General features: G+C 47.8%; 19 protein-coding genes. 7 read left to right on the plus strand and 12 right to left on the minus strand.

All coding sequences use genetic code 11. The features are described 5' to 3' along the window. Positions 1 to 571 precede the first annotated feature (571 nt). The gene (locus ACINK7_RS14150) at positions 572 to 1,369 is read right to left on the minus strand and encodes a serine protease (protein WP_404356110.1); all 798 of its coding nucleotides are present in this window, start codon (positions 1,367 to 1,369) and stop codon (positions 572 to 574) included. Between the two features lie 511 nt (positions 1,370 to 1,880). Here ACINK7_RS14150 and ACINK7_RS14155 point away from each other — a divergent pair. After that, positions 1,881 to 2,690 (plus strand): exosortase/archaeosortase family protein, encoded by an 810-nt coding sequence (locus ACINK7_RS14155; protein ID WP_404356112.1) that lies wholly within the window; start codon positions 1,881 to 1,883, stop codon positions 2,688 to 2,690. 1 nt (position 2,691) lies between these two features. Further along, positions 2,692 to 3,312 (plus strand): hypothetical protein, encoded by a 621-nt coding sequence (locus tag ACINK7_RS14160; protein ID WP_404356114.1) that lies wholly within the window; start codon positions 2,692 to 2,694, stop codon positions 3,310 to 3,312. 681 nt (positions 3,313 to 3,993) lie between these two features. Here the strand turns inward: ACINK7_RS14160 and ACINK7_RS14165 are convergent. Both ACINK7_RS14165 and ACINK7_RS14170 read right to left on the minus strand, forming a co-directional pair. Further along, positions 3,994 to 4,188 carry a PA3496 family putative envelope integrity protein gene (locus ACINK7_RS14165; protein WP_404356116.1) on the minus strand — a complete coding sequence of 65 codons (195 nt, stop codon included), beginning with the start codon at positions 4,186 to 4,188 and terminating at the stop codon, positions 3,994 to 3,996. Between the two features lie 283 nt (positions 4,189 to 4,471). Continuing rightward, positions 4,472 to 5,860 (minus strand): OprO/OprP family phosphate-selective porin, encoded by a 1,389-nt coding sequence (locus ACINK7_RS14170; RefSeq protein ID WP_404356117.1) that lies wholly within the window; start codon positions 5,858 to 5,860, stop codon positions 4,472 to 4,474. Positions 5,861 to 6,611: 751 nt separating this feature from the next. Here ACINK7_RS14170 and mgtE point away from each other — a divergent pair. Beyond that, on the plus strand, positions 6,612 to 7,961 hold the full coding sequence (gene mgtE / locus ACINK7_RS14175; RefSeq protein WP_404356119.1) for a magnesium transporter: 1,350 nt from the start codon (positions 6,612 to 6,614) through the stop codon (positions 7,959 to 7,961). A 428-nt stretch (positions 7,962 to 8,389) separates the two neighbouring features. Here the strand turns inward: mgtE and ACINK7_RS14180 are convergent, their stop codons facing one another. The 6 genes from ACINK7_RS14180 to ACINK7_RS14205 form a co-directional block, all read right to left on the minus strand. Further along, on the minus strand, positions 8,390 to 9,676 hold the full coding sequence (locus ACINK7_RS14180) for a TIGR03862 family flavoprotein (protein WP_404356121.1): 1,287 nt from the start codon (positions 9,674 to 9,676) through the stop codon (positions 8,390 to 8,392). A gap of 282 nt (positions 9,677 to 9,958) precedes the next feature. After that, positions 9,959 to 10,282 (minus strand): iron-sulfur cluster assembly accessory protein, encoded by a 324-nt coding sequence (locus ACINK7_RS14185; protein ID WP_014149206.1) that lies wholly within the window; start codon positions 10,280 to 10,282, stop codon positions 9,959 to 9,961. A 531-nt stretch (positions 10,283 to 10,813) separates the two neighbouring features. After that, positions 10,814 to 11,920, minus strand: a complete 1,107-nt coding sequence (locus tag ACINK7_RS14190; protein WP_404356122.1) for a cysteine desulfurase family protein — start codon at positions 11,918 to 11,920, stop codon at positions 10,814 to 10,816. Between the two features lie 12 nt (positions 11,921 to 11,932). Then, positions 11,933 to 12,412 (minus strand): Fe-S cluster assembly transcriptional regulator IscR, encoded by a 480-nt coding sequence (gene iscR / locus ACINK7_RS14195; RefSeq protein ID WP_404356124.1) that lies wholly within the window; start codon positions 12,410 to 12,412, stop codon positions 11,933 to 11,935. Positions 12,413 to 12,749: 337 nt separating this feature from the next. Beyond that, complete coding sequence (gene cysE / locus ACINK7_RS14200) at positions 12,750 to 13,505, minus strand: serine O-acetyltransferase (protein ID WP_404356126.1); 756 nt, start codon at positions 13,503 to 13,505, stop codon at positions 12,750 to 12,752. Between the two features lie 2 nt (positions 13,506 to 13,507). Then, entirely contained in the window at positions 13,508 to 14,236 is a 729-nt protein-coding gene (locus ACINK7_RS14205) for an RNA methyltransferase (protein WP_404356128.1), read from the minus strand. 92 nt (positions 14,237 to 14,328) lie between these two features. On the opposite strand from ACINK7_RS14205, the gene suhB reads away from it, so the two are divergent. The 4 genes from suhB to ACINK7_RS14225 all read left to right on the plus strand — a co-directional run bounded on the left by suhB (position 14,329) and on the right by ACINK7_RS14225 (position 19,251). Further along, positions 14,329 to 15,138: an inositol-1-monophosphatase gene (gene suhB, locus ACINK7_RS14210; RefSeq protein ID WP_404356130.1), complete on the plus strand. Its 810-nt coding sequence runs from the start codon at positions 14,329 to 14,331 to the stop codon at positions 15,136 to 15,138. 675 nt (positions 15,139 to 15,813) lie between these two features. Then, positions 15,814 to 17,214, plus strand: a complete 1,401-nt coding sequence (locus ACINK7_RS14215; RefSeq protein ID WP_404356132.1) for a nodulation protein NfeD — start codon at positions 15,814 to 15,816, stop codon at positions 17,212 to 17,214. Beyond that, entirely contained in the window at positions 17,207 to 17,971 is a 765-nt protein-coding gene (locus ACINK7_RS14220) for a slipin family protein (protein ID WP_404356134.1), read from the plus strand. Before ACINK7_RS14215 ends, ACINK7_RS14220 begins: the two co-directional genes overlap by 8 nt. 500 nt (positions 17,972 to 18,471) lie before the next feature. Continuing rightward, a complete protein-coding gene (locus ACINK7_RS14225) occupies positions 18,472 to 19,251 on the plus strand; it encodes a motility protein A (protein WP_404356136.1) in 780 nt (259 codons plus the stop codon). A gap of 251 nt (positions 19,252 to 19,502) precedes the next feature. Here the strand turns inward: ACINK7_RS14225 and ACINK7_RS14230 are convergent, their stop codons facing one another. Genes ACINK7_RS14230 through ACINK7_RS14240 form a run of 3 tightly spaced genes read right to left on the minus strand, consistent with a single transcriptional unit; the run spans position 19,503 to position 21,364 of the window. Beyond that, positions 19,503 to 20,099 carry a CDP-alcohol phosphatidyltransferase family protein gene (locus ACINK7_RS14230; RefSeq protein ID WP_404356138.1) on the minus strand — a complete coding sequence of 199 codons (597 nt, stop codon included), beginning with the start codon at positions 20,097 to 20,099 and terminating at the stop codon, positions 19,503 to 19,505. Then, positions 20,096 to 20,854 (minus strand): endonuclease/exonuclease/phosphatase family protein, encoded by a 759-nt coding sequence (locus ACINK7_RS14235; protein WP_404356140.1) that lies wholly within the window; start codon positions 20,852 to 20,854, stop codon positions 20,096 to 20,098. The genes ACINK7_RS14230 and ACINK7_RS14235 overlap by 4 nt, the downstream gene beginning before the upstream one ends. 6 nt (positions 20,855 to 20,860) lie before the next feature. After that, the gene (locus ACINK7_RS14240; RefSeq protein WP_404356141.1) at positions 20,861 to 21,364 is read right to left on the minus strand and encodes a CDP-archaeol synthase; all 504 of its coding nucleotides are present in this window, start codon (positions 21,362 to 21,364) and stop codon (positions 20,861 to 20,863) included. Positions 21,365 to 21,704 lie beyond the last annotated feature (340 nt).

The raw sequence follows: 21,704 nt of genomic DNA on the forward strand, positions 1-21,704 counted from the left end.
AGCGTCAAATTAATGCTTACTCTATGGTGTATTAGCGGCTTTGCTCGTTATATCAGCATAGATTTTTAATATCCAGCATACCCATCATAGATCAAAATTCGTTCCAACAATTGTAGCCCCATAAGCCGGCAACGGCAAAATATCTTCCCTATCTTTACCGAGATAATGAGCGGTGAGCGGTGAGCGGTGAATAGTGAATAGTGAATAGTGAATAGTGAATAGTGAATAGTGAATAGTGAATAGTGAATAGTGAATAGTGAAATGATTCAGTATTTTGAGCACTTGTCAAGCGCCGATTTCACCTTTCACCTTTCACCTTTCACCTTTCACCTTTCACCTTTCACCTTTCACCTTTCACCTTTCACCTTTCACCTTTCACCTTTCACCTTTCACCTTTCACCTTTCACCTTTCACCTTTCACCTTTCACCTTTCACCTTTCACCTTTCACCTTTCACCTTTCACCTTTCACCTTTCACCTTTCACCTTTCACCTTTCACCTTTCACCTTTCACCTTTCACCTTTCACCTTTCACCTTTCACCTTTCACCTTTCACCTTTCACCTTTCACCTTTCACCTTTCACCTTTCACCTTTGCCAACAACTGCCTCAAATAGACCACAGGTATCGCATAGGTAATACCGCTAGGCTGGGACAGCACCTGTTCCTTGCTTTCCTTGACGAAAACCTTGTTAATAATACCGACTACCTCGCCGGAATCGGGATCATACAATGGACTGCCGCTATTTCCCGGATAAGCCGTTGCATCGAGTTGAAACACATCATAGGGGTTACGTAAGCGCTTAAGCATTTTTGTGTTCAATTGCCTGGACCGGATAACCGGAATCGCCATCGGCGTAATAGCCGACACGATACCTCGATGCGTCACCGGAAAAAGCCCCAGTACCATTCCAATCGGATAACCGGTAAATGCGTACAACTCTCCTTCTTTTACTTTACTGGAATCTCCAAGCCTCATCGGCAGCAACCGGGCATTACCGAACAGCTTGAGAATGGCCAAGTCATGTTCGGGATCGGTCGCAATCTGTCTTGCCTGAACCATTTGATCCTTACCGTCGCGACGAATAAAAACCGCTAAAGACTCCAAATGCCCTTCATCCAATTCTTTTGCTACCACATGTGCGTTGGTAATAACCAAACTTCCATCGCCAACGGCAAAACCGGTTCCTAAAAACAACCCTCTGGGGCTGCGCGTTCGCTGAAAAGTACCGACAACGACTATGCCGGGCTTAATTTTTTCAATCGTAGCAGGTAATGAATCGGATGCTAAACTTAAAGCCGACCACATCACACCGAAAAAAACCGCTAAAACAACCCCAAAAAAACCATAACTTCGACGCCGACTATTCAAATCAATTCTCCAATTCAACTCAATGCCCACTCTATCATTGTCGCCCAAATCCAAAAGCAGCCCAATTCACTATTCTCGGCTATACATTTAAGCCGGGACGGTTTAAACATTGTTCGCTGAGCGGAGTCGAAGCGAACAAGGCGATTGGCTTCGACTCCGCTCAGCCAGCAGCTCGATTTATCCGCTTTACGAAAAGTCAATCTGTCCCATTTAAAATTGGGAGACTCTGCTAACTGCTAACTGCTAACTGCTAACTGCTAACTGCTAACTGCTAACTGCTAACTGCCAAAATACTAACAGCCCTATTGCAAACGTTCACCAAAAAGAATTATCGAACTAAAACTTATCCGATGCTTGGTGGCGCTTCGATTATTCTGCTAGCATGTGCAACGCTTGGAACATCATGATCGGAAACCATCCAACAACCCGGTTACAAAATATGATCAGTTATCCTCCTCATTTATCTAAATCGACTCATGCAACAGACGCCCTCGAATTGAGAGGAACATCAATGCTTTGGCTATGCGCCGGCTTGTTGATTTTGGTTTTTACTCCGACAATCTTCTGGCTTATCGAACGCTGGACGATGAGCGTATGGCATAACGGGCACGGCATTCTGGTCGCCTTACTGGTTATTTATCTAGTCTGGGGAGAATTAAAAAAACGCAAGAACTTGCCGAGAAGCGCCAATCCTTGGGGGTTTGCGATACTACTTCCGGCGCTAGCGGCGCATATGCTGGATACCGGCATGCATACCCAACTATTATCAGCCGCAGCACTTTTTTTGGCGCTACCGGGACTCGCGCTGCTGTTTCTGGGCACCGAACGCAGCAAAGCCATTATTTTTCCGTTGGCGACACTCTTCCTCACTCTGCCGATCCCATTGGTATTCACCGAATCGATACACATGACATTGAGAATCATCGCCACGAAAAGTGTGGCGTGGTTACTCAAATTATTCGGAATTCCGGTTTATTCGCACGGAACGGTTCTGCAAGTCGAAAACGGCGTATTGCAAGTCGCCGACGCCTGTAGCGGCTTTTCTACGCTTTACGCGGCAATCACGATCGCGGTTTTAACAGCGTATTTCTGCAACAGCACTCGCCGACGAATCGCATTGCTACTCATTGCCGCGCCTCTGGCCGTTGGTGTTAATATCGTCAGAGTGCTGGTATTGACACTGCTTGTCAACTGGTTCGGCTTAGATGTATTAAAAACCTCGGCGCATGAAGTTTCGGGCTTAATGACCTTTATGATTGCACTACCGATTATTTTCATGATCGGCCAGAACCCTCCTGAAACGCTACAAACCGAGAATTGACATGCTATCCGCCCGTTATGCATTGCCTGTCTCATTGATCCTTTCGGTCGCCTTAATACCGACTGTCATCCACAACTATTTCGGCTTAACGAATTTAGACAGCCGCTCGGTACAAGCAATAGAACCGGATCTGGGCCGGTTCAGTTCGCATCCGACCAAAAGAAATCAGAATTGGGGGGAACTGACCTTCGGTGCTAGCGAGTGGATTGAACGCAGTTACCAAGACGGCATAAGCCGACCGGTACGCCTATTTGCCGCACGGGCCTTCGATCATAAACGCCTCTATCATCATCCTGAACTGGCGCTGTCCTATGGCGGCGACTTCGAGAACCAAGGGCTAATCATTCTTCCTGGAGAACCGAGCATTCCGGTTAGGATTCTTCGAAGCAGAAGCGGAAAAGGTCTGGTCGCTTATGCATTACATTATCAAGACCGCTTTATCGACAACCCGATTCTGCATCAGATTCAAGAATCGTTGAAACTACTGATAAGCCCGAGAAAGCCGATCACATTATTTTACGTTTCCGATGTCCATACGCCTGTTGATCAGGATTTTCAAGACACATCGGCAGCCATGTTGTTGCAAAAAACTATCGACGATTTTCTTGCTCAGCCTGAATAAATTGGGCTTTGAAAAAGGCGGTTGGCCTAGGCTGTCGAAATTTACCGATTTTCAGGTTAGAAAAAATAACTGTTTTATGGATTTTGAGATAATAATTGCCAAGATATTTTGATCGCCGTAGGGTGCGCATCGCGCACCTTCCCAGGGCGCCGAAACCATCAGTTCCCGCCCCAGGTGCGCGATGCGCACCCTACGCCTGGCGCTTTATAGCAATGATCACAAACAATTTCCAAAATATTTTTGGAATTAAAAAGCGGGAACACAGAAATTAGCTAAAATGGCTTTTTTTCGACAGCCTCCGGTTAGCGCTTAAGGATATAGTCAAAAATAACTTTCCTATTGTAAACCCCTCTCCCTGAGGGAGAGGGCGTAAAATGCAGAAGTTACTTTTAACGGAATCCTAAACACACTCTTTCTATTCATTTAGCCCGGTTAATCAATTAGCGTAGCCCGTATGTAGTAAAACGGAATACGGGCTTCAGACTGAATAGAATTGAGCTTTAAAACCTTTTGAAACCGGTTGTTTTGAATTATTGAATTAAGATCGTGCCGTTCTTGCTAGGGTGAGGTGAGGCTGAGCCGGCATTCACGTTACGCCGGCCCAAAAAGAAGAGCTTTACCGGTAAACCAGCTTTGATTGTTACACGCAAGTCTTCTAGGCCTACTTTGATTACTTAAAGGTTAAAAATCCAAATCAAAGTCATCGATATCGCCGAATTCCTCTTTCAACTTGCGTTTTTCCCAATAAAGCTCAATTTTTCTGCGCGCATCTACTTTGTCATAGGCCGATTTAGCTTTTTTACCGGCTATCAGTTCATCTGAATCATCAATGCTACCAACCTCATCCTCATCCTCATCCCCATCTTCAAAATCCATATCATCCGACAAAACGTCCGACGTAGATCCAGCCATAAATAAATACCCTCAAGAAAAAAAATGCTTTTTATCGCGATAATTTTCAAATGTAAAGTATTTTTTAAAGTTCAAACCCAACAATTTTTCAGCATCGAAAACTTACGACCGACATCCTGTTGAAAAATGTCGCTACGGGATATCCGGTTTGCTCGGACTGGCAGTCTCCGACGAAAATTCTCGATGCGGATTCATCAACGGATCGGAGCGTTATTTTTCAGACCTTCCGACAAATTTCAGAACAGGGTTAGAAATATAATTGTCCGCGCATCATGAAGGTATCCAGATTGTTCGGTTCGCTGCCGTCAGCTTTTGTCACCGGCGAGTCGCTGATATCTAACACCCTGTCATAGTTAGCCATGAAACGGATGTTCTTGTTGACATACCAGTTCAGAGCGATCGTCAAATTACTCATTTGTCCGCCCACGATATCGGCATCGTTCAGATCGGCCTCGGCATAACGTGCCGCAAGCTCCCAAGCACCGATTCCGCCGTTTTTGAAATTGAAGTTTTGATTGGGCTCGACATGATAGAACTTGCCTTTTTTATACATGCGCGATTCTCCGGTCAGCGTCCAAGACGCCTCGGTATACCAGCCGTCGAAATCCAGATTGCCTTTACCCCCTTCTCTGTCCAACCACATGTGCGTGTATTCGCCGCCGACAGTGAACGGACCATATAAAGCATTGGCCTCCAAGCCGACCATCTTGATGTTGTTGATATCTTCAATATTGCCCGTGTCGAGTAATTTTAGATTGGACATATGACTGGTTTCATACGAAAACTTGAGGGGGTCGTCGTTGACCTGGCCCTTGGCATCCGGCACGCGATAGTTGCCGGCGACGCCTAAATGGATCAATTTATCCTTTTCTTGGATAGGTGCGTAAGTCAGGCGCGAGTTGATCGCCCAGCCTTCGTCTGCTCGATTGTTTTCCTTGTTCGCGTCGACCGTTTCCCCGTAAATACCGACTTGCGTAGTATAATTGTCGCCGAAACGCGATAGATTAAGACCGATAGCCCGGTCGACCGTGGGTCCGTTGAGCGAATTCATCAACGAGCGCTCCATGAACATCATGTCGTTCGAACTTTCCTGCAATTCGCGGCTGAATGCTTGTTTTTGCGCACCCAGCGTCACTTCCATGAAGCCAAGCCCTTTGTAATTGACGAACAAGTCCTTAATCGCAATATCATTGTCGGCAAAATCGACCTGCGTCTTGAAATTCCAATCCCTGAAAAATGTTCCTAAAAACTCCATACGCGCGCGGCGAATCTCGGTTCCGTCGTTGGCTTCGACATGGTCAACGGTCCCTCGTTTAACATAGCCGTCGCCGCTGCTGTAAGAAGCATCGGCATGAATACGACCGGCCAGATTGAATTTGAAATCGCCGTCGGCGGTTTCGAATTGAACGCCTTTGTGATCCAGCTTGACTTTGACATCGTTTGAAGCCAATTCTTGCTTGTCGGCTTCCGACATTTTTTCTTTTCCCAGGAGATAATCGTATTGTTCTTGGGTAATTTTTTCATTGGCCAATAGTATGTCAAGCAAGTCCTTGTCGGTGGCATTGGCCGAATGGCCGCCTAAAACCGTGAAAAGCAAAGCGCAGATTGACGCTACGCCCTTTAAATTGTTTGCCATGAGTTTCTCTTCAATTCTTAAAATTAATATCGATCGAGGTTCGGTTCGTTCTACATATTCCCCGTAGACAAGAAAATCCTTGCCTCCTGTATGTAACGGTTACACGCTTGGGGATGCATGTCGGTTATTAAATGACATTTTTGTGACATTTTTATGACAAGTACCGATTATTAATTCACTCAGCTCTCCAACACCCCAAATAAGTGCTGCGCGATTTAAAGGAATTGCCGCCGAATTTTAGGCTCTCCAGGATTTCCCGTGGCAATGTATATTGATAACTATTCACAAAATTAGAATACTTTTAAGTTGCTGATAAAAAGTTAATTTTCATTGTCCTTGTCCTTGCCATGTCAAAACGCTGGTATTGCTTCTACTACGAGAAATCCTGAAGAGCCTATTTTTATTGAACGAGAAAAGATAGATAAATGCGGACGGGGCCTGATTTCTTAAAACTTTACGCAGTCTGGACAACTATATCTGTAAGAACCGCGTTGATAGGGACCCAAGCATCCTAACAACCGACATCCGCAGTGACCGAACGGTATTCCTGGACGTCTAATTGACAAGCCTACGAGGCATTCAGTAAACTGCTCAAACATGCTATTTTCAAAGCGTGTCGCAAGAAGGTCCTACCCGTGACACGAGACCGTCGATCCGATTATTTTTCCGAATCATTCGTTCAGCGAAATTCACGAAAATCGATTACATCGACGCCGATTCGAGAATCTTGCCGTAAAAGGAACTACCCGTCATGACTCATCCAATCATCGAATCATTTCTACGTCACTCGATCGAACGTAAGGATTACCAAGTTGTTCGGCAATTTTTAGAGGAATTTCAACCGGCCGATCTATGCGATCTGATTCAGCAAGAATCCTTGCCGACCGCGCTGGATATTCTGAAATTTTTATCTTACGAACGACGAGCCAGGGTGTTCGGTTATCTACCCAATACGCTGCAGGAACAACTCGCCGCGGAAATGAGCGACGACGACGTATCGTTGCTGTTGAAACACATGGACGCCGACGAAGGTGCGGATTTATTAAATCTATTGCCTGAAGAACGCCATGACGGCGTGTTACGTTCGATCGCCAGAAAAGAACGCGAAGACTTGCGCCGTTTGGCCAGCCATTCCGAAGGCACCGCCGGCGCAATCATGACCAGCGACTATGCGGCGATCCCCGCCCATGTCAAAGTTAGCGAAGCATTAAATATCGTCCGCACGACCGCTCCGGGCGCCGAAACGATTTATCAAGTATTCGTTACCGACGGCCAGCACCAGCTTTTAGGCACGGTATCGCTACGCGAACTAATTTTGGCCCCACAAACGGCCAAAATCCAAGACATCATGACGACCGATATCGTCACGGTTTCAGTCGATGCCGCGCAAGAAGACGCGGCAAAAATCATCAGCCGCTACGATTTACTGGCCTTGCCGGTCATCGATAGCGAAAGCCGTTTGGTCGGCATTATTACTTATGACGACGCGATGGATGTCGCCGAAGCCGAAGCCACCGAAGACATGCACAAAAGCGCGACAATCGGTAATCTAGATGGAAATTTTCGCGATGCTCGACTGCTCACGCTATATCGCAAACGCATCGTTTGGCTCATTTTGCTGGTATTCGGCAATCTATTTTCAGGCGCGGGAATCGCTTTTTTCGAAGACATGATCGCAGCTTACGTCGTTCTTGTGTTTTTCCTGCCGGTTCTGGTAGGTAGCGGGGGTAATGCAGGATCCCAAGCGGCGACCTTAGTTATTCGCGGCTTGGCGACCGGTGACGTCGACCTTAAAGATTGGGGCCGCTTACTGGGAAGGGAGTTGGTTATCGCGTCCGGCTTGGGCTTAACCATGGCAATGGCTATTTCTATGGTCGGTCATTTCCGCGGGGGCGATGAAATTGCGCTGGTCGTCGGATTAAGCATGGTGTCAATTGTAATCGTAGGCAGTCTAGTCGGCATGTGTCTACCGTTTATACTGAATCGCTTAGGCTGGGACCCTGCCACAGCCAGCGCCCCCCTAGTCACAACGATTGCCGATTCGGCCGGCGTATTGATTTATTTCTCGATCGCAACGGCGATACTGGGGTTGCCGGTTTAGGGTGAATGGTGAATAGAGAATAGAGAATAGAGAATAGAGAATAGAGAATAGAGAATAGAGAATAGAGAATAGAGAAATGATTCAGGGTTTTGACCGCTTGTCAAGCGCCGATTTCACCTTTCACCTTTCACCTTTCACCTTTCACCTTTCACCTTTCACCTTTCACCTTTCACCTTTCACCTTTCACCTTTCACCTTTCACCTTTCACCTTTCACCTTTCACCTTTCACCTTTCACCTTTCACCTTTCACCTTTCACCTTTCACCTTTCACCTTTCACCTTTCACCTTTCACCTTTCACCTTTCACCTTTCACCTTTCACCTTTCACCTTTCACCTTTCACCTTTCACCTTTCACCTTTCACCTTTCACCTTTCACCTTTCACCTTTCACCTTTCACCTTTCACCTTTCACCTTTCCCTGCTCACCGCTTACCGCTCACCGCTATCTAAATCACCCAACCACTCCAAAACACCGAGCCCTGCCGCAAATCCGCTCGCAAAACAAGCCGTCAATAAATAACCGCCGGTCGGCGCTTCCCAATCGAGCATTTCACCGGCGCAAAATACGCCTGGCATGTCTTTCAGCATCAAACAGTCGTCGAGCGCTTCGAACATCACGCCGCCTGCGCTACTGATCGCTTCATCGAGCGGCCGGGTTGCCGTTAATCGAATCGGTAAAGCTTTGATTTTTGAAGCCAATCGATTCATATCGCGATAATCGTCCGAATCGGCTAATTCGCGCAGCAATGCGGCTTTAACACCTTTTATGCCGACGGATTTTCTTAAGAAATTGGCCAGCGAATTTTTGCCTCGCGGCCGGGATAATTTATTTATCAGTGCCTGTAGCTCGGTTTCGGGCAGCAAATCCAATAACATCACCGCCACACCGGTTGCATCGATTTGCTCGCGCAATTGCGCCGACCATGCATAAATCAAACTGCCTTCGACGCCATATTGCGTAATAGTAAACTCTCCACTTGAAGGATTCGAGATACCGCCTGCAGTAACGTTTACCGCCACAGATTTGACCGCTTGCCCGGCAAAAGCCTCGCGAAATCGATCGCTCCAGGCCGTTTCAAAGCCGCAATTCGACGGTCTAAGAGGTGCTACGGGAATATTACGATTAACCAGACAATCAACCCAAGCACCATCCGAACCCAGTTTCGACCAACTTCCACCGCCCAATGCCAAAACCATGGCATCGGCACGAATCGATTGTTTGCCTTGAGGCGTTAGAAATATCAACTCGCCGGTTTCGGACCAACCTTGCCAACGGTGACGCATGTGAAAATTAACACCCGTTGCGCGCAAACGATGCAACCAGGCACGCAGCAAGGGCGCTGCTTTCATGTCGGTTGGAAACACGCGCCCGGAGCTGCCGATAAAAGTATCGACACCGAGATCGAGCAACCATTTTCTAAGTTGATCGGGACCGAACGCATCGAGCATCGGTTTGATGACGCCGCTACGCTTACCGTAGCGCGATAAAAAAATATCGTAGGCTTCGGAATGCGTAATATTCATGCCTCCCTTGCCTGCCATCAAAAATTTACGACCGACCGACGGCATCGCATCGTAAACATCGACCCGAATGCCGCTTTGACACAACACTTCAGCAGCCATAAGTCCGGCGGGACCGCCGCCTATGATTGCAACGAATGGCTGTATCAGTCGACGGGAATTATGTCGAGTATACAGATGAGAATGATTGAGCACGAAAGGTTCCGAATGAAGACTTTTGCTGCAAATGAGTTGAAGCAAAATGAGGAGATTAGCCAAGGCTGCCAAAAAAAAGCGATTTTAGCTAAATTTCTATGTTCCCGCTTTTTAATCGCAAAATATCGTGGAAATTGTTAGTGATTATGGATTATAAAGCACTAGGTGTAGGGTGCGCATCGCGCACCTAGATCGGGATCTGTGTCGGGTTCGATCTCGTGGAAAGGTGCGCGAAGCGCACCCTACGGTATTAACTTTGAATTTTCTATTTCTGGACAGGGATCACACTGAAAAACTCTCGCCGCAGCCGCACATGCCGGTGACATTCGGATTATTAAATTTGAATGCTTCGTTGATGCCTTCGCGGCGATAATCCAACTCGATTCCATCAATCACAGCGAGATCGTCTTGCGTCGTAATGACCTTGACCCCATATTGTTCGAACACCCGATCGCCTTCATGAACTTCATCGGCATAATCGATCGTATAAGCGAAACCGGAACAACCGGATTTTTTGACGCCTAATTTCAAACCCACGCCGCTGCCGCGTTTGTCCAATTGTTTTTTAATTTGTTTTGCCGCGCTCTCGGTTAAAGAAATCGCCATTCAACACCTCTTAATGTTACTGTGAAAGTTCGTAGATTTAGACCCATTATCTAATTTTTCGATATACAAAACTCAGTTCTGGCAATGCCGGTTCCAGAGAGGGTGCGGTTGCTCGATCGACAGGCGTCGGCGGCAGGGAGCCGCCGTCGAGCCTACATGGAAGTATTCACCCAGCACCTAAATTCCATAGCTCGTTAGCTATGGTTAATTATCTTGGATAATTCATCCAGCACCTAAAAAGCCATGATTTTGAATCATTGCCAAAAACCTATGGAATTGTAACTATTCAGTCCCCCGGAAATTATCGTTCCCACGCTCTGCGTGGGAACGCCTGAGTACCACTCCAGCGGTACGAGACGCTAGAGCGTCTCGGCCTTCATTCCCACGCCGGAGCGTGGGAACGATAGGGGGTGTGAATAATTACATGGAATTTAGGTGCTGGGTTCACGGCGTCCTGTCGGACGAGTGACCGCACCCTCCGCCACCAGAGATCTTTCATTTGCCGCGGCGATGGCCGAGCCTTCATGAACATTAGGTTCGATTCAAAATAGTTTTTAAACATTTCACAAAGTCGGCAATATCCGCTTCGGTATTGGCTTTACCCAAACTGACGCGCAAAGCGCTTTTGGCTAAATCCCGGGCAACACCCATCGCCGTCAACACCGGACTCGGCATGCCGCCGCCACTAGCGCAAGCCGAACCGCTCGATACCGCAAAGCCTTTTTTATCGAGTTGCATCAATAACATCTCACCATCGACGCCGTCAATTCCAAATTGCACGGTATTGGGTAATCGCTCTACCGCTTGACTAAAAATAGTGGCGTTCAACTCCGCTAATCCCTGCTCCAACAATTCCCTTAAATCAAGCATTTGATTTCGCCATTGCGTCATTTCAGATAGGACCAATTCTGCCGCCTTACCGAAGCCCACGATTGCCGCGACATTTTCGGTACCCGCCCGATAACCTTGCTCCTGACCACCGCCGAGTTGCAAAGGTTCCAGCTCTATGCCTTTTTCGACGATTAACGCACCACTACCTTTGGGGCCGTAAATTTTATGGCCGGATATCGACATCAAATGAACATTGAGCGAATCGAACGCCAACGGAATTTTACCCGCCGCCTGCACCGCATCGGTATGCACTACCGCTCCCTGTTCGCGCAAAAAACCCGCCCATTCAGCGATTGACTGTATCACGCCGGTTTCATTATTCGCCAATATCAAAGAGGCAAAATTAGGCTTATTTGCACAGCATCGCTCGAAAGATTCGCGTTCGAAGATACCGTTTTTATCCACTGCCAGAATATCAACCGAGCAACTTCGATTTCGCAAGCGTTCGACTGGCTCCGTAATGGATGGATGTTCAATACTGGAAATCAATAATCCCGAATGACTTTCGATCGAGTTTAATGCCAAATTATTCGATTCGGTGCCTCCGCTGGTAAAAAGCACTTGACTGGGGGAGACACCGACGAGCGCGGCCACTTGCTCCCTAGCCGTTTCAATCGCACTACGCGATAATCGACCGATCCGATACAGCGCCGACGGATTACCGTAAAAGGATTTCAAAAACGGCAGCATCGCCTCTAAAACGCGCTCATCGAGCGGCGTCGTCGCATTATGATCGAGATAGACCATGCGTTCGAAAACTTAGGCGCCGACTCTTTGTTGCCGAAGAATTTCGACCACTTTTGTGTCTTGTTCTTGCCGCTTGGCAACTTCCTGAACATGATGTCTCGTCAATAAATCGCCGAGGCTGATACCTTTTAAGTATCCCCGAATCTGATCGCTAAGCCCCATCCATAAATCATGAGTTAAACACGCTTTGTTGTTTTGGCAATTGCCTTCGCCGGCACATTTAGTGGTATCCAGCGGTTCATCGACGGCCTCGATGATTTCGGCAATATTGATCTCGTTCGCCGCACGGCTCAAACGATATCCCCCGCCGGGTCCGCGCACACCGGTAACCATGCCGGCTCTTCGTAAACGAGCGAACAACTGTTCCAAATAAGACAAAGAAATAGTCTGACGAGTCGCAATATCGGTTAAAGTGACCGGATCTTGCTGACTGTGATAAGCCAGATCAAGCATGGCTGTTACTGCATAGCGGCCTTTTGTGGTTAATCGCACAACCTAATCCTCAAATAGCAAATCAATGCGCATTACTATACTTAACCAAGCAAATTAGTCAACTTTGAAAGAAGCTCATTTGGATTAAACCGATCGTAAATCAAAATTCGGCACCGAGGTGCCCGTCATATGGCAGGTACTGGCAAAGCATTTGTCGGACACTCACCCCCTACGCCTCCTTGGGCACTACTGAAATTTCAAGTACCAAAGGTATGACTGAAACTCATTTGCTCCAGTCATATTTATCGCACGTCAATTAACAGCATTAACGCCCTCAAGAGCGAGAAAAACAGCAGATTTTCCTCTTTACTCTTTCACCTTTCACCTTGCCCACCTTTCAAATCTCATCCAACTTATCGCCCTTATAATCTTCTTCCAGCATCGACTGATCAGGACAGGCGATACCGGCATCTTTTAACGCTTTTTTCATTATTTCAAGCCGCCCGTCCACGGCTTGCATATGATCCAACATATGGTTAATCGCCTTGGCGACAGGATCTGTCATGTCGTCACTGGTACCGTAAGCATCGAAACCCATTTTTGCGGCGATTTTTTTTCGCTCGGAATCCGACTTTTTGGTCTTAGGATCGATCACATGCCCCGGTATCCCAACCACAGTCGCCCCCGCCGGAACCGATTTCAACACGACTGAATTCGAACCGATACGCGCACCTTCGCCGATTTCAATCGGCCCTAGTACTTTGGCACCGGCCCCCACAACAACGCCGTCGTGTAAGGTCGGATGACGCTTACCTTTGTTCCATGAGGTCCCGCCTAGCGTAACGCCATGGTAAAGCGTACAGTCGTCGCCGATCACTGCAGTTTCGCCGATTACGACCCCCATGCCGTGATCGATAAAAAAACGTCTGCCGATCGTCGCCCCCGGATGAATTTCGATCCCAGTCAACCAACGGCCGATATGCGATATAAAGCGTCCAAACCATCGAAAACCGGCTTGCCAGCATAAATGCGCGACTCTATGAATCAACAATGCATGAAAACCGGGATAAGCAGTAATCACTTCAAACACCGTTTGTGCTGCCGGATCCCGTTCGAACACGCAATCGATATTCTCTTTGATTTCTCGCCACATAATTAGCCCTTCTTTTTATTGCCTTGCGACATTCGCAAAATTCCGCGTAATAGGTCCACCTCTTTACTCTCTAGACGAGCCCGGTTATAGATTCTACGCAAACGTCGCATCACAGACTTCGATTTATCGGGATGCATGAAGCCGATATCGGATAGCGCTTCGATCATGTGCTCGTAAAACGCTTCCATCTGAGCGGCTGTCGCCAACAAGCCTTTGCCTTTATCACCGGCAGTGACTTCATAGTCCTGACCTGAAGCTACGAATAATTCATAACTAACCACCTGTACGGCGGCGGCAAGATTTAATGAACTGAAGTCTTTGTTGCACGGGATTCGCAATAAATAACGACACAGGTCCAATTCATGATTTTTCAACCCGGAGTGTTCTCTACCGAATACGATTGCAGCCTTATGGTCGAGCGCTTCGGTTTTTAAGAGATCCGCACATTCTCTAGGCGTCAACTCCGGCCAACTAATCGTTCGGCAACGAGCACTGGTTCCTACCACAATGGAACAATCGGCGACAGCCTCTTGCAAGCTGTCGCAAACTAAAGCGGAACTCAAAATATCATCCGCCCCGGAAGCTCTGGCAGTGGCATCCGCGCAGGGAAATTGCTTCGGAGCAACCAAAACCAAATCTTTAAGGTTCATGTTCTTCATGGCCCGGGCAACCGCTCCAATATTTCCGGGATGAGAGGTTTCGACCAATACGATTTTAATATTCGACAACAATGCGTAGCCCCGCCATTTGAAAAAACGGAAAATTTTAACAAAAGATTTGATATGCTATTGATATTTTCTAATTTAGCTTCGTATCTAATATCATGCATCCCATGCTCAATATTGCCGTGCGCGCCGCCAGAAACGCCGGCGAGATTATTTCACGCTCGGCCGACAATGTCGGAAAACTTCAAATCAACCGGAAAGGCATCAACGATTTCGCGACCGAGGTCGACCGAATGGCCGAACAGGAAATCATCAAAATCATTAAAACCGCCTTTCCCGATCATGCGATTTTGGCTGAAGAAAGCGGCGAACACAAAGGCAACGATTTCGTTTGGATTATCGACCCGCTGGACGGTACAACCAATTTCTTACACGGCTTTCCCGTCTATGCCGTATCGATAGCTCTGCAAGTCAAAGGCAAATTGGAACTCGGCGTGGTTTACGATCCGTTACGCGATGAATTGTTTACCGCCGAACGCGGCGGCGGCGCGATGATGAATAACCGGCGCATCCGCGTGACCAATCAAGCCGGACTCAAAGGCGCACTCATCGGAACCGGTTTTCCGTTCAAAAGTCAGCAACATCTAGATGCCTATCTTGGCATGTTCCGCACCATACATGCCGATTCCGCAGGTATACGCCGGGCCGGAGCGGCAGCACTCGATCTAGCCTATGTCGCAATCGGCCGACTCGACGGTTTTTGGGAAATCGGATTACATCCTTGGGATATGGCTGCCGGCATCCTGCTGATTAAGGAAGCCGGCGGCGTCGCCACCGATTTTGCCTTTCAAGATAATTACATGGAAACCGGCAACGTCATTGCCGGCAACCCCAAAATGCACCAGGTCATGTATAAAGCCATCGAACCTCATGTCACCGAAGCATTGACCCGGTTAAAAGCGAAATAAAATCCGCCTTCGGTGGAGCGAGTACTTACTTCTCCTACTCCCTTTATACTCAAAAAAATGGTTAACTTTATGAAGGTATGGGGTGTGCCTAGCGAGGATGTCGGCAGCAAGGAGCTGCCGTCAAGCCCCCATGGATGGGTTTACCCAGCACCTAAATTCCATAGTCCATTGGCTATGGTTAACTATCTGAGATAATTTAGGTGCTGGGTGAACGGTGGTCCTCGATAGACACATCCCATACCTTTTATTCTTAGACGGTTTTTCAATCAAAAGGGGAGTAATTTAGAAATAAAGAGAGGAGCTAGCTGAAAACCAACTTGGCTTTGATTAATGGAAGGCCTTGTCTCGTTCCCACGGCCCTCCATAAAGGATGGATGCCGATCTTGCCTCGGCAGCCAACGTATAGGTTCCCACGGAGGACCGTGGGAACCAGAAAAAACCCGCCTCGGCAGAGTGGGTACTTACGGTCCCATAAGCGCTAAATTAAGAAAAAAACGCGTCATGAATGGCAATGCCTAGAGCCTCACCCCAACATCCGCCATTTCTAAGAGCGACAAACTCGACACCCTTCCTAGCAAGCACCGATCGAACAAATAACAACTATTGCCGATAAGCCATTCATGGCGTAGACTCGAGATAGCCGCATCTGCTTGGAATATAATCAGGTAGCCATTCATGAAAAGACACATCGAACGCCGCACAGTCCTGCCGCTACTTTTTGTCATGGCTTTGTTTATCAATTCCGTCTCGGCTGAAAATAATCAAGCTGCTATTCCCGCAACAACGATTGTTCAATTGACCATTCAAGATGCTATTGGTCCTGCGACTTCGGACTATATCGAGCGCAGCATGGACAAGGCTTCCGAATCCGGAGCTAAAGCGATATTGATCACGCTCGACACGCCGGGCGGCCTCGATACGTCGATGCGACAAATCATTAAAAAAATCATCGCCTCGCCGATCCCGGTGATCACTTATGTCACACCGGGCGGGGCACGAGCCGCCAGCGCCGGAACTTATATCCTTTACGCAAGCCATATCGCCGCAATGACGCCGGGAACCAATCTAGGCGCCGCTACACCGGTACAATTAATCGGCCCAACCGAGACGCCCGGTGAACATCCCGGCCAAGATCAATCCGCCGACCAGACTTCTTCAAACAAATCGCCTAAAAACGCAATGGCCCAAAAAGCCATTAACGATGCAGTTGCATATATCAGAAGCCTGGCCGAAATGCGCGGCAGAAACGCCGATTGGGGAGAACAAGCCGTTCGTGAAGCGGCAAGTCTTTCGGCCGAAAAGGCCCTAAAACACAATGTTGTCGATATCCTGGCTACCGATAGATACGAATTGTTAAAACAACTCGATCAACGAAAAATTAACGTACTCGGGCGCGATATCGTTTTATCGACAGACAATGCAGCGTTTCAAGCATTAGAGCCTGACTGGCGAAGCGAATTATTGGCAGTAATTACTAATCCGAATATCGCTTATATCTTACTTATTGCCGGAATTTACGGCCTGATATTCGAATTTTCCAATCCCGGAGCCATCGTCCCGGGCACCATCGGCGGCATTTGCTTATTGTTGGCCCTTTTTGCGTTTCAAGTCTTACCGATTAACTATGCCGGATTCGCATTGATTCTTTTAGGCATTTCACTCATGATCGCCGAAGCCTTCGTACCTAGTATCGGCATACTCGGTTTCGGCGGCTTGACCGCGTTCGTGATCGGCTCCGTCATTCTAATGGATACCGATGCCCCCGGATTCGGCATCGACATTGCCTTAGTCGGCGCTTTCGCGCTTACCAGCGCAGCATTCTTGATTTTCGCCTTAGGCATGTTGTTAAAATCCAGGCAAAAGCCCATCGTAAGCGGCCGGGAAGAATTGCTTGGCGAAACCGGTATTGCACTTGCGGATTTTACCGACCTAGGCCCCGTCCGTATCCACAGCGAAATTTGGCAAGCCCGCACCCGCGAAACACTCAAAAAAAACCAGCGGGTTCGCGTAACCGGCCGGAACGGCCTTATCCTTGAGGTTAATTCCACGCCCAACCAGGAGCACAAAGATGTTTGAATATTTCGGTTTAATTTTCGGCAGTTTCGCGTTGCTGTTATTGATCAGCGCATTTAGAATTTTACGTGAATACGAACGCGGCGTGATTTTCACGCTTGGCCGCTTTTACAAAGTCAAAGGCCCCGGCTTCATAATCGTGATCCCGATCATTCAACAAATGGTCAGGGTCGACCTACGTACCATCGTCATGGACGTACCGTCGCAAGATGTCATCTCGCGCGACAATGTCTCGGTCAAGGTCAATGCCGTGGTTTATTTCCGAGTCATCGACCCTGACAAGGCGATTATTCAAGTCGAAAACTTTTACGAAGCCACCAGCCAATTGGCTCAAACGACGCTTCGCTCAGTGCTGGGCCAACATGAGCTGGACGAAATGCTGGCCGAGCGCGACAAATTGAATATCGACATCCAAACCATTCTCGACCAGCAAACCGATGCCTGGGGCATCAAGGTCGCGAATGTCGAAATCAAGCATGTTGATCTCGACGAAAGCATGATAAGGGCTATCGCCAAGCAAGCCGAAGCGGAACGCACCCGCCGAGCGAAAATCATTCATGCAGAAGGCGAAATGCAAGCCTCGGAAAAATTATTGCAAGCCGCGACGATACTCGCGCAACAGCCACAAGCCATACAACTTCGCTATCTGCAGACGTTGACCGAGATCGCCGGAGAAAAATCGTCAACGATCGTATTTCCGCTACCGATCGACATCGTCAGTAACATAATTAAAGGCCAAGCCACCGATGCGAGTTCGTAAACCGATGCGAAGGATGCTGAAGCGAATCAATCGACGACAGCGAGCACTTCCAATCATCGTAAAATATGTTGAGCATTCTAAATCCCGTTCGCCCTGAGCCTTGTCGAAGGGTGGGCGGGATCGGTAAATGCCAACTGCTCTTTTTAGGTTTATAGTTTATAAAGTAACGTTTTACTATGTTACGTAAGCGATTTACTCTTTGATCCCGTCTTTTCCGGGTTAAGCATTTTCAATCTTTATCCGAAATCCATTTAACAAGACGAACTCTGTGCTATTTTTACAGCTATCGAATGTCCAACATTCAGAATTTCATCATTTCCTCGAAACGTACAAAATCATGAAGACCATCCTGTATAAGAGTGCATTTGGCCTCTGACCAAGATCATCTGCTTTTTTACGAAGGATTTCGTGAATAATAATTTTCTGGAACCATGAGGTTTGCAGATATTTGCATCATGCCATGCAATCTTAGCCATACAACTAAATAGAATAGAAACCCTGTGAAACAACCTGTCTACATGGATTTTGCTACCATCTTCGGCCCATTTGTCGCCTTATGCGCGATTGCCGTCGCTGTATTACTGGACCACGGAAACCCTTTTTCCTTAATCAACGGACCTTCGATCATTTTAGTCGCCGGCGGTACGCTGGGTGCGACAATGATGGCTTACCCGCTAAAAACCTTCGCCATGTTGCCCAAATATATTTGGCAAAGCTTCAGAATGGAAAAGCCGAATCCGCATGCGCAAATTAATTTATTCGTTAAATTAGCCGACCGAGCTCGCCGAGGGGGCTTGCTGGCATTGGAAGAGGATATGCTTAAGATCAAGGATCCTTTCATTCGCAATGCGTTGATGTTGGTCGTCGACGGCATCGCGCCGGATGAAGTGCGGCGCGTCATGGAAAACGATAATGAAATGACTTCGCAGCGCCATCAAACAGGTATTGCAATGATGTCGACAATGGCCGGCGTGGCTCCGGCCATGGGCATGATAGGAACCGTCGTCGGTCTAATCGGCGTTATGGGCAATTTGTCCGATCCTTCGCAATTGGGCCCTTCGATCGCGGTAGCGTTTTTAACGACGCTCTACGGTTCTTTATTAGGCAACTTGGTATTCAGTCCGATGGGCAATAAACTCAAACAAAAAGATAAAGAAGAAATGTTTATCCGAGAAATGATTATTGAAGGAATCTTAGCGGTGCAGGAAAGCGAGAATCCCCGCATCGTCCGGCAAAAACTCGAGTCTTTCCTCCACCCGGCTCTCAGAACCAATCGATAAAGCCAAGGATAGCGTCGAAAATAATTTCCTCTTTTAAAGATCAAGTGCTTAGAAAGCCTCAGGCGTCAAAATAGGCGTCGCCCGCTAAATTTAACAGTGTGAACCGCGATTATCTATCCGACCCGCAATGAAGCTTGCACCGCGAAGCTAGAGCTTCGCGTTAGTATTTCCCAAGCTTGGAGCTTAGGAAACAGCGGAACTTTCCCCTTTCCCCTTTCCCCTTTCCCCTTTCCCCTTTCACCTTTCACCTTTCACCTTTCACCTTTCACATTCCGAACCACATGCCAAAGCGAACGAACGTCGGAGCGCGGATTTTTCAATAACAAGGTAATAACGATCTCTTCGAAAGCCGCTAAAATACAAATAACCGCCGCGACGCGAAACGGCCAAATAGGCCCGCCCAAAAACATCAGATATAGACACCCCCCCATCGAAGCGGCGGCTAATTTAACGCTCCAGGTGTGATAACTGGTAAACCGGCCGAATTTCAAGAGCCCTGCCGCCGATGGCAGCAAGCAACTGGCGACAATCAAGACGACATAAAACCATTCGCGCGCCACGATCACAGGCCACAACCACCAACAACTCAACGCAATCGTCAAATAGGTAATCACATCGGCCCAACTGTCGAGTACCGCGCCGAATTCTGAAACCTGTCCGGTTAAACGAGCCGCCCAACCATCCAACAAATCGGTCAAGAAAGCGAAAGCCAATAAAATCATGAAGGCCACTGCATATCCGTTCCAGGCCAGCCACAATAAAACAGGCGCGGCAACAAAACGAAAGCCGGTCAAAAGATTCGGTAAATTCCATTTAGAAGTCTCATTAGGGTCGAGCATTTTCATCATATTTCGAATGTGGCTGCCAACGGCGAATGATCGGATAATACATGCCAAGGCGCATGAGCCAAACGCTCGCATGATACCGGTACTAAACCTCGAAAATAAATTCTATCCATCGGCAAGATAGGCAACCAAGCCGGAAAAGTTCGGGCATAGCGGCCATGCGTGGTTCTGAATACCTCTTTGAGATCCAAGTGTTCGTAAAAATAGCGTTCGGCCTGTCCCAACCAATCGTTAAAATCTCCGGCCACGATCAACGGCGCATCGTGCGGAACATGCTCATCGATCCTTTCGCAAAGCTTAGCGACTTGCAGGCGACGCTCCTTGCCGGTCAACCCGAAATGGATACAAACGATGTGCAATGGTTGAATATCCGCTTTCAAGCGAACTACGCCATGCAGCAAACTTCGGCTAGCCCACGGAAACGGCGACACATTGATATTTTCGTAGCTCTCGAAAGGATATTTGCTCAAAATGGCATTGCCATGATGACCGGCACTGTAGATCGCATTTTTTCCGTAAGCGTAATAAGGCCAAACACCTTCTGCGATGAACTCGAACTGCGAACGTTCGGGCCAATCAGGAATGCTCTTTTCGCGGTGCACATGCTCGCCTTGCATTTCTTGCAAAAACAATAAATCGGCATCCGCGGCAATCAAAGCCTCTCGGATTTGGTGCAGAACGAAACGCCGATTGCCGACATTGAAGCCCTTGTGAATGTTATAGGTCAAAACCCGCAAGTGATTGTCTTTCAAGCTCATAAGGAATTAGTATGGACGTTTACGGATATGCAGGCGATATAAAATCGGCGAGACGAACTCTTCAAGCATAAAAAACAATAAGACAACCGCGGCGATATCAAGCCCGTTCAATGCCAACTGCGACTTCAACAAAACCACCGGCAACAGCGATTCCGGAATCGTATCAAGTCCCCGTGCCTGGCTACTTTCGAGCATTCCTTGTCGTCGCTTGACATAACTAGCCGACAAATCGCCAATCATTGCCAAACCGCCAAACGCGGCGCCGACCGCCAACCCGTAACCCATCGACCAAGATACGGCGGAGACTAAGCCAATCGAGCTCAAAATGCCGCGCCAAGTCTTCGAACTTCCGAACAACGGTCGACCGTCGGATAATATAACACCTGCATCTACGGGCCATGCAAAACGCCTTCTGAACAATTTCCAGGCAATGACCGGCGCACCGTTGGCAACGAGCAATAATAGTAAAGCATGAATTACGCCTTGCCAGTAAAACACAATTTCAGTCATGAAAAGTCCGTTTTTAGAATTTCATACCTATCGCACTTCAAATTTCGGTTTTTAAAACCCTCACCCCAGCCCTCTCCTAATGTGGGCGAGGGAGTATAATGCCGAAATTTGATTGGCAAAAAGTATAGCAATACCAGCAATTCCCAATTTGGGGATCAAACAGGGTGTGGGGTATGCTTGGCGAGGATGTCGGCAACAGGGCAGATTTTTGCTCCTCGGCAATTGCTGAGTTACAGGGATGTAATGAATGCAGAAAATGCAGGAGCATTTTTCTGCCCTGCATCGCCTAAAGCGCCTACTGTTGGTGCCCTAATACACGCCATACTTGGCGTTTGATTGC

Origin of the sequence: Methylotuvimicrobium sp. KM1 (assembly GCF_044788715.1) — a bacterium.
Lineage (GTDB): Bacteria > Pseudomonadota > Gammaproteobacteria > Methylococcales > Methylomonadaceae > Methylotuvimicrobium.

What these genes read in the sequence shown, in the direction of transcription:
- ACINK7_RS14240 (WP_404356141.1), bottom strand. Translation starts at nt 21,364, where the DNA reads ATGACTGAAATTGTGTTTTACTGGCAAGGCGTAATTCATGCTTTACTA.
- ACINK7_RS14185 (WP_014149206.1), bottom strand. Translation starts at nt 10,282, where the DNA reads ATGGCGATTTCTTTAACCGAGAGCGCGGCAAAACAAATTAAAAAACAA.
- ACINK7_RS14170 (WP_404356117.1), bottom strand. Translation starts at nt 5,860, where the DNA reads ATGGCAAACAATTTAAAGGGCGTAGCGTCAATCTGCGCTTTGCTTTTC.
- ACINK7_RS14155 (WP_404356112.1), top strand. Translation starts at nt 1,881, where the DNA reads ATGCTTTGGCTATGCGCCGGCTTGTTGATTTTGGTTTTTACTCCGACA.
- ACINK7_RS14230 (WP_404356138.1), bottom strand. Translation starts at nt 20,099, where the DNA reads ATGATGAAAATGCTCGACCCTAATGAGACTTCTAAATGGAATTTACCG.
- ACINK7_RS14190 (WP_404356122.1), bottom strand. Translation starts at nt 11,920, where the DNA reads ATGGTCTATCTCGATCATAATGCGACGACGCCGCTCGATGAGCGCGTT.
- cysE (WP_404356126.1), bottom strand. Translation starts at nt 13,505, where the DNA reads ATGTGGCGAGAAATCAAAGAGAATATCGATTGCGTGTTCGAACGGGAT.
- ACINK7_RS14165 (WP_404356116.1), bottom strand. Translation starts at nt 4,188, where the DNA reads ATGGATTTTGAAGATGGGGATGAGGATGAGGATGAGGTTGGTAGCATT.
- ACINK7_RS14235 (WP_404356140.1), bottom strand. Translation starts at nt 20,854, where the DNA reads ATGAGCTTGAAAGACAATCACTTGCGGGTTTTGACCTATAACATTCAC.
- ACINK7_RS14220 (WP_404356134.1), top strand. Translation starts at nt 17,207, where the DNA reads ATGTTTGAATATTTCGGTTTAATTTTCGGCAGTTTCGCGTTGCTGTTA.
- mgtE (WP_404356119.1), top strand. Translation starts at nt 6,612, where the DNA reads ATGACTCATCCAATCATCGAATCATTTCTACGTCACTCGATCGAACGT.
- ACINK7_RS14160 (WP_404356114.1), top strand. Translation starts at nt 2,692, where the DNA reads ATGCTATCCGCCCGTTATGCATTGCCTGTCTCATTGATCCTTTCGGTC.
- suhB (WP_404356130.1), top strand. Translation starts at nt 14,329, where the DNA reads ATGCATCCCATGCTCAATATTGCCGTGCGCGCCGCCAGAAACGCCGGC.
- ACINK7_RS14215 (WP_404356132.1), top strand. Translation starts at nt 15,814, where the DNA reads ATGAAAAGACACATCGAACGCCGCACAGTCCTGCCGCTACTTTTTGTC.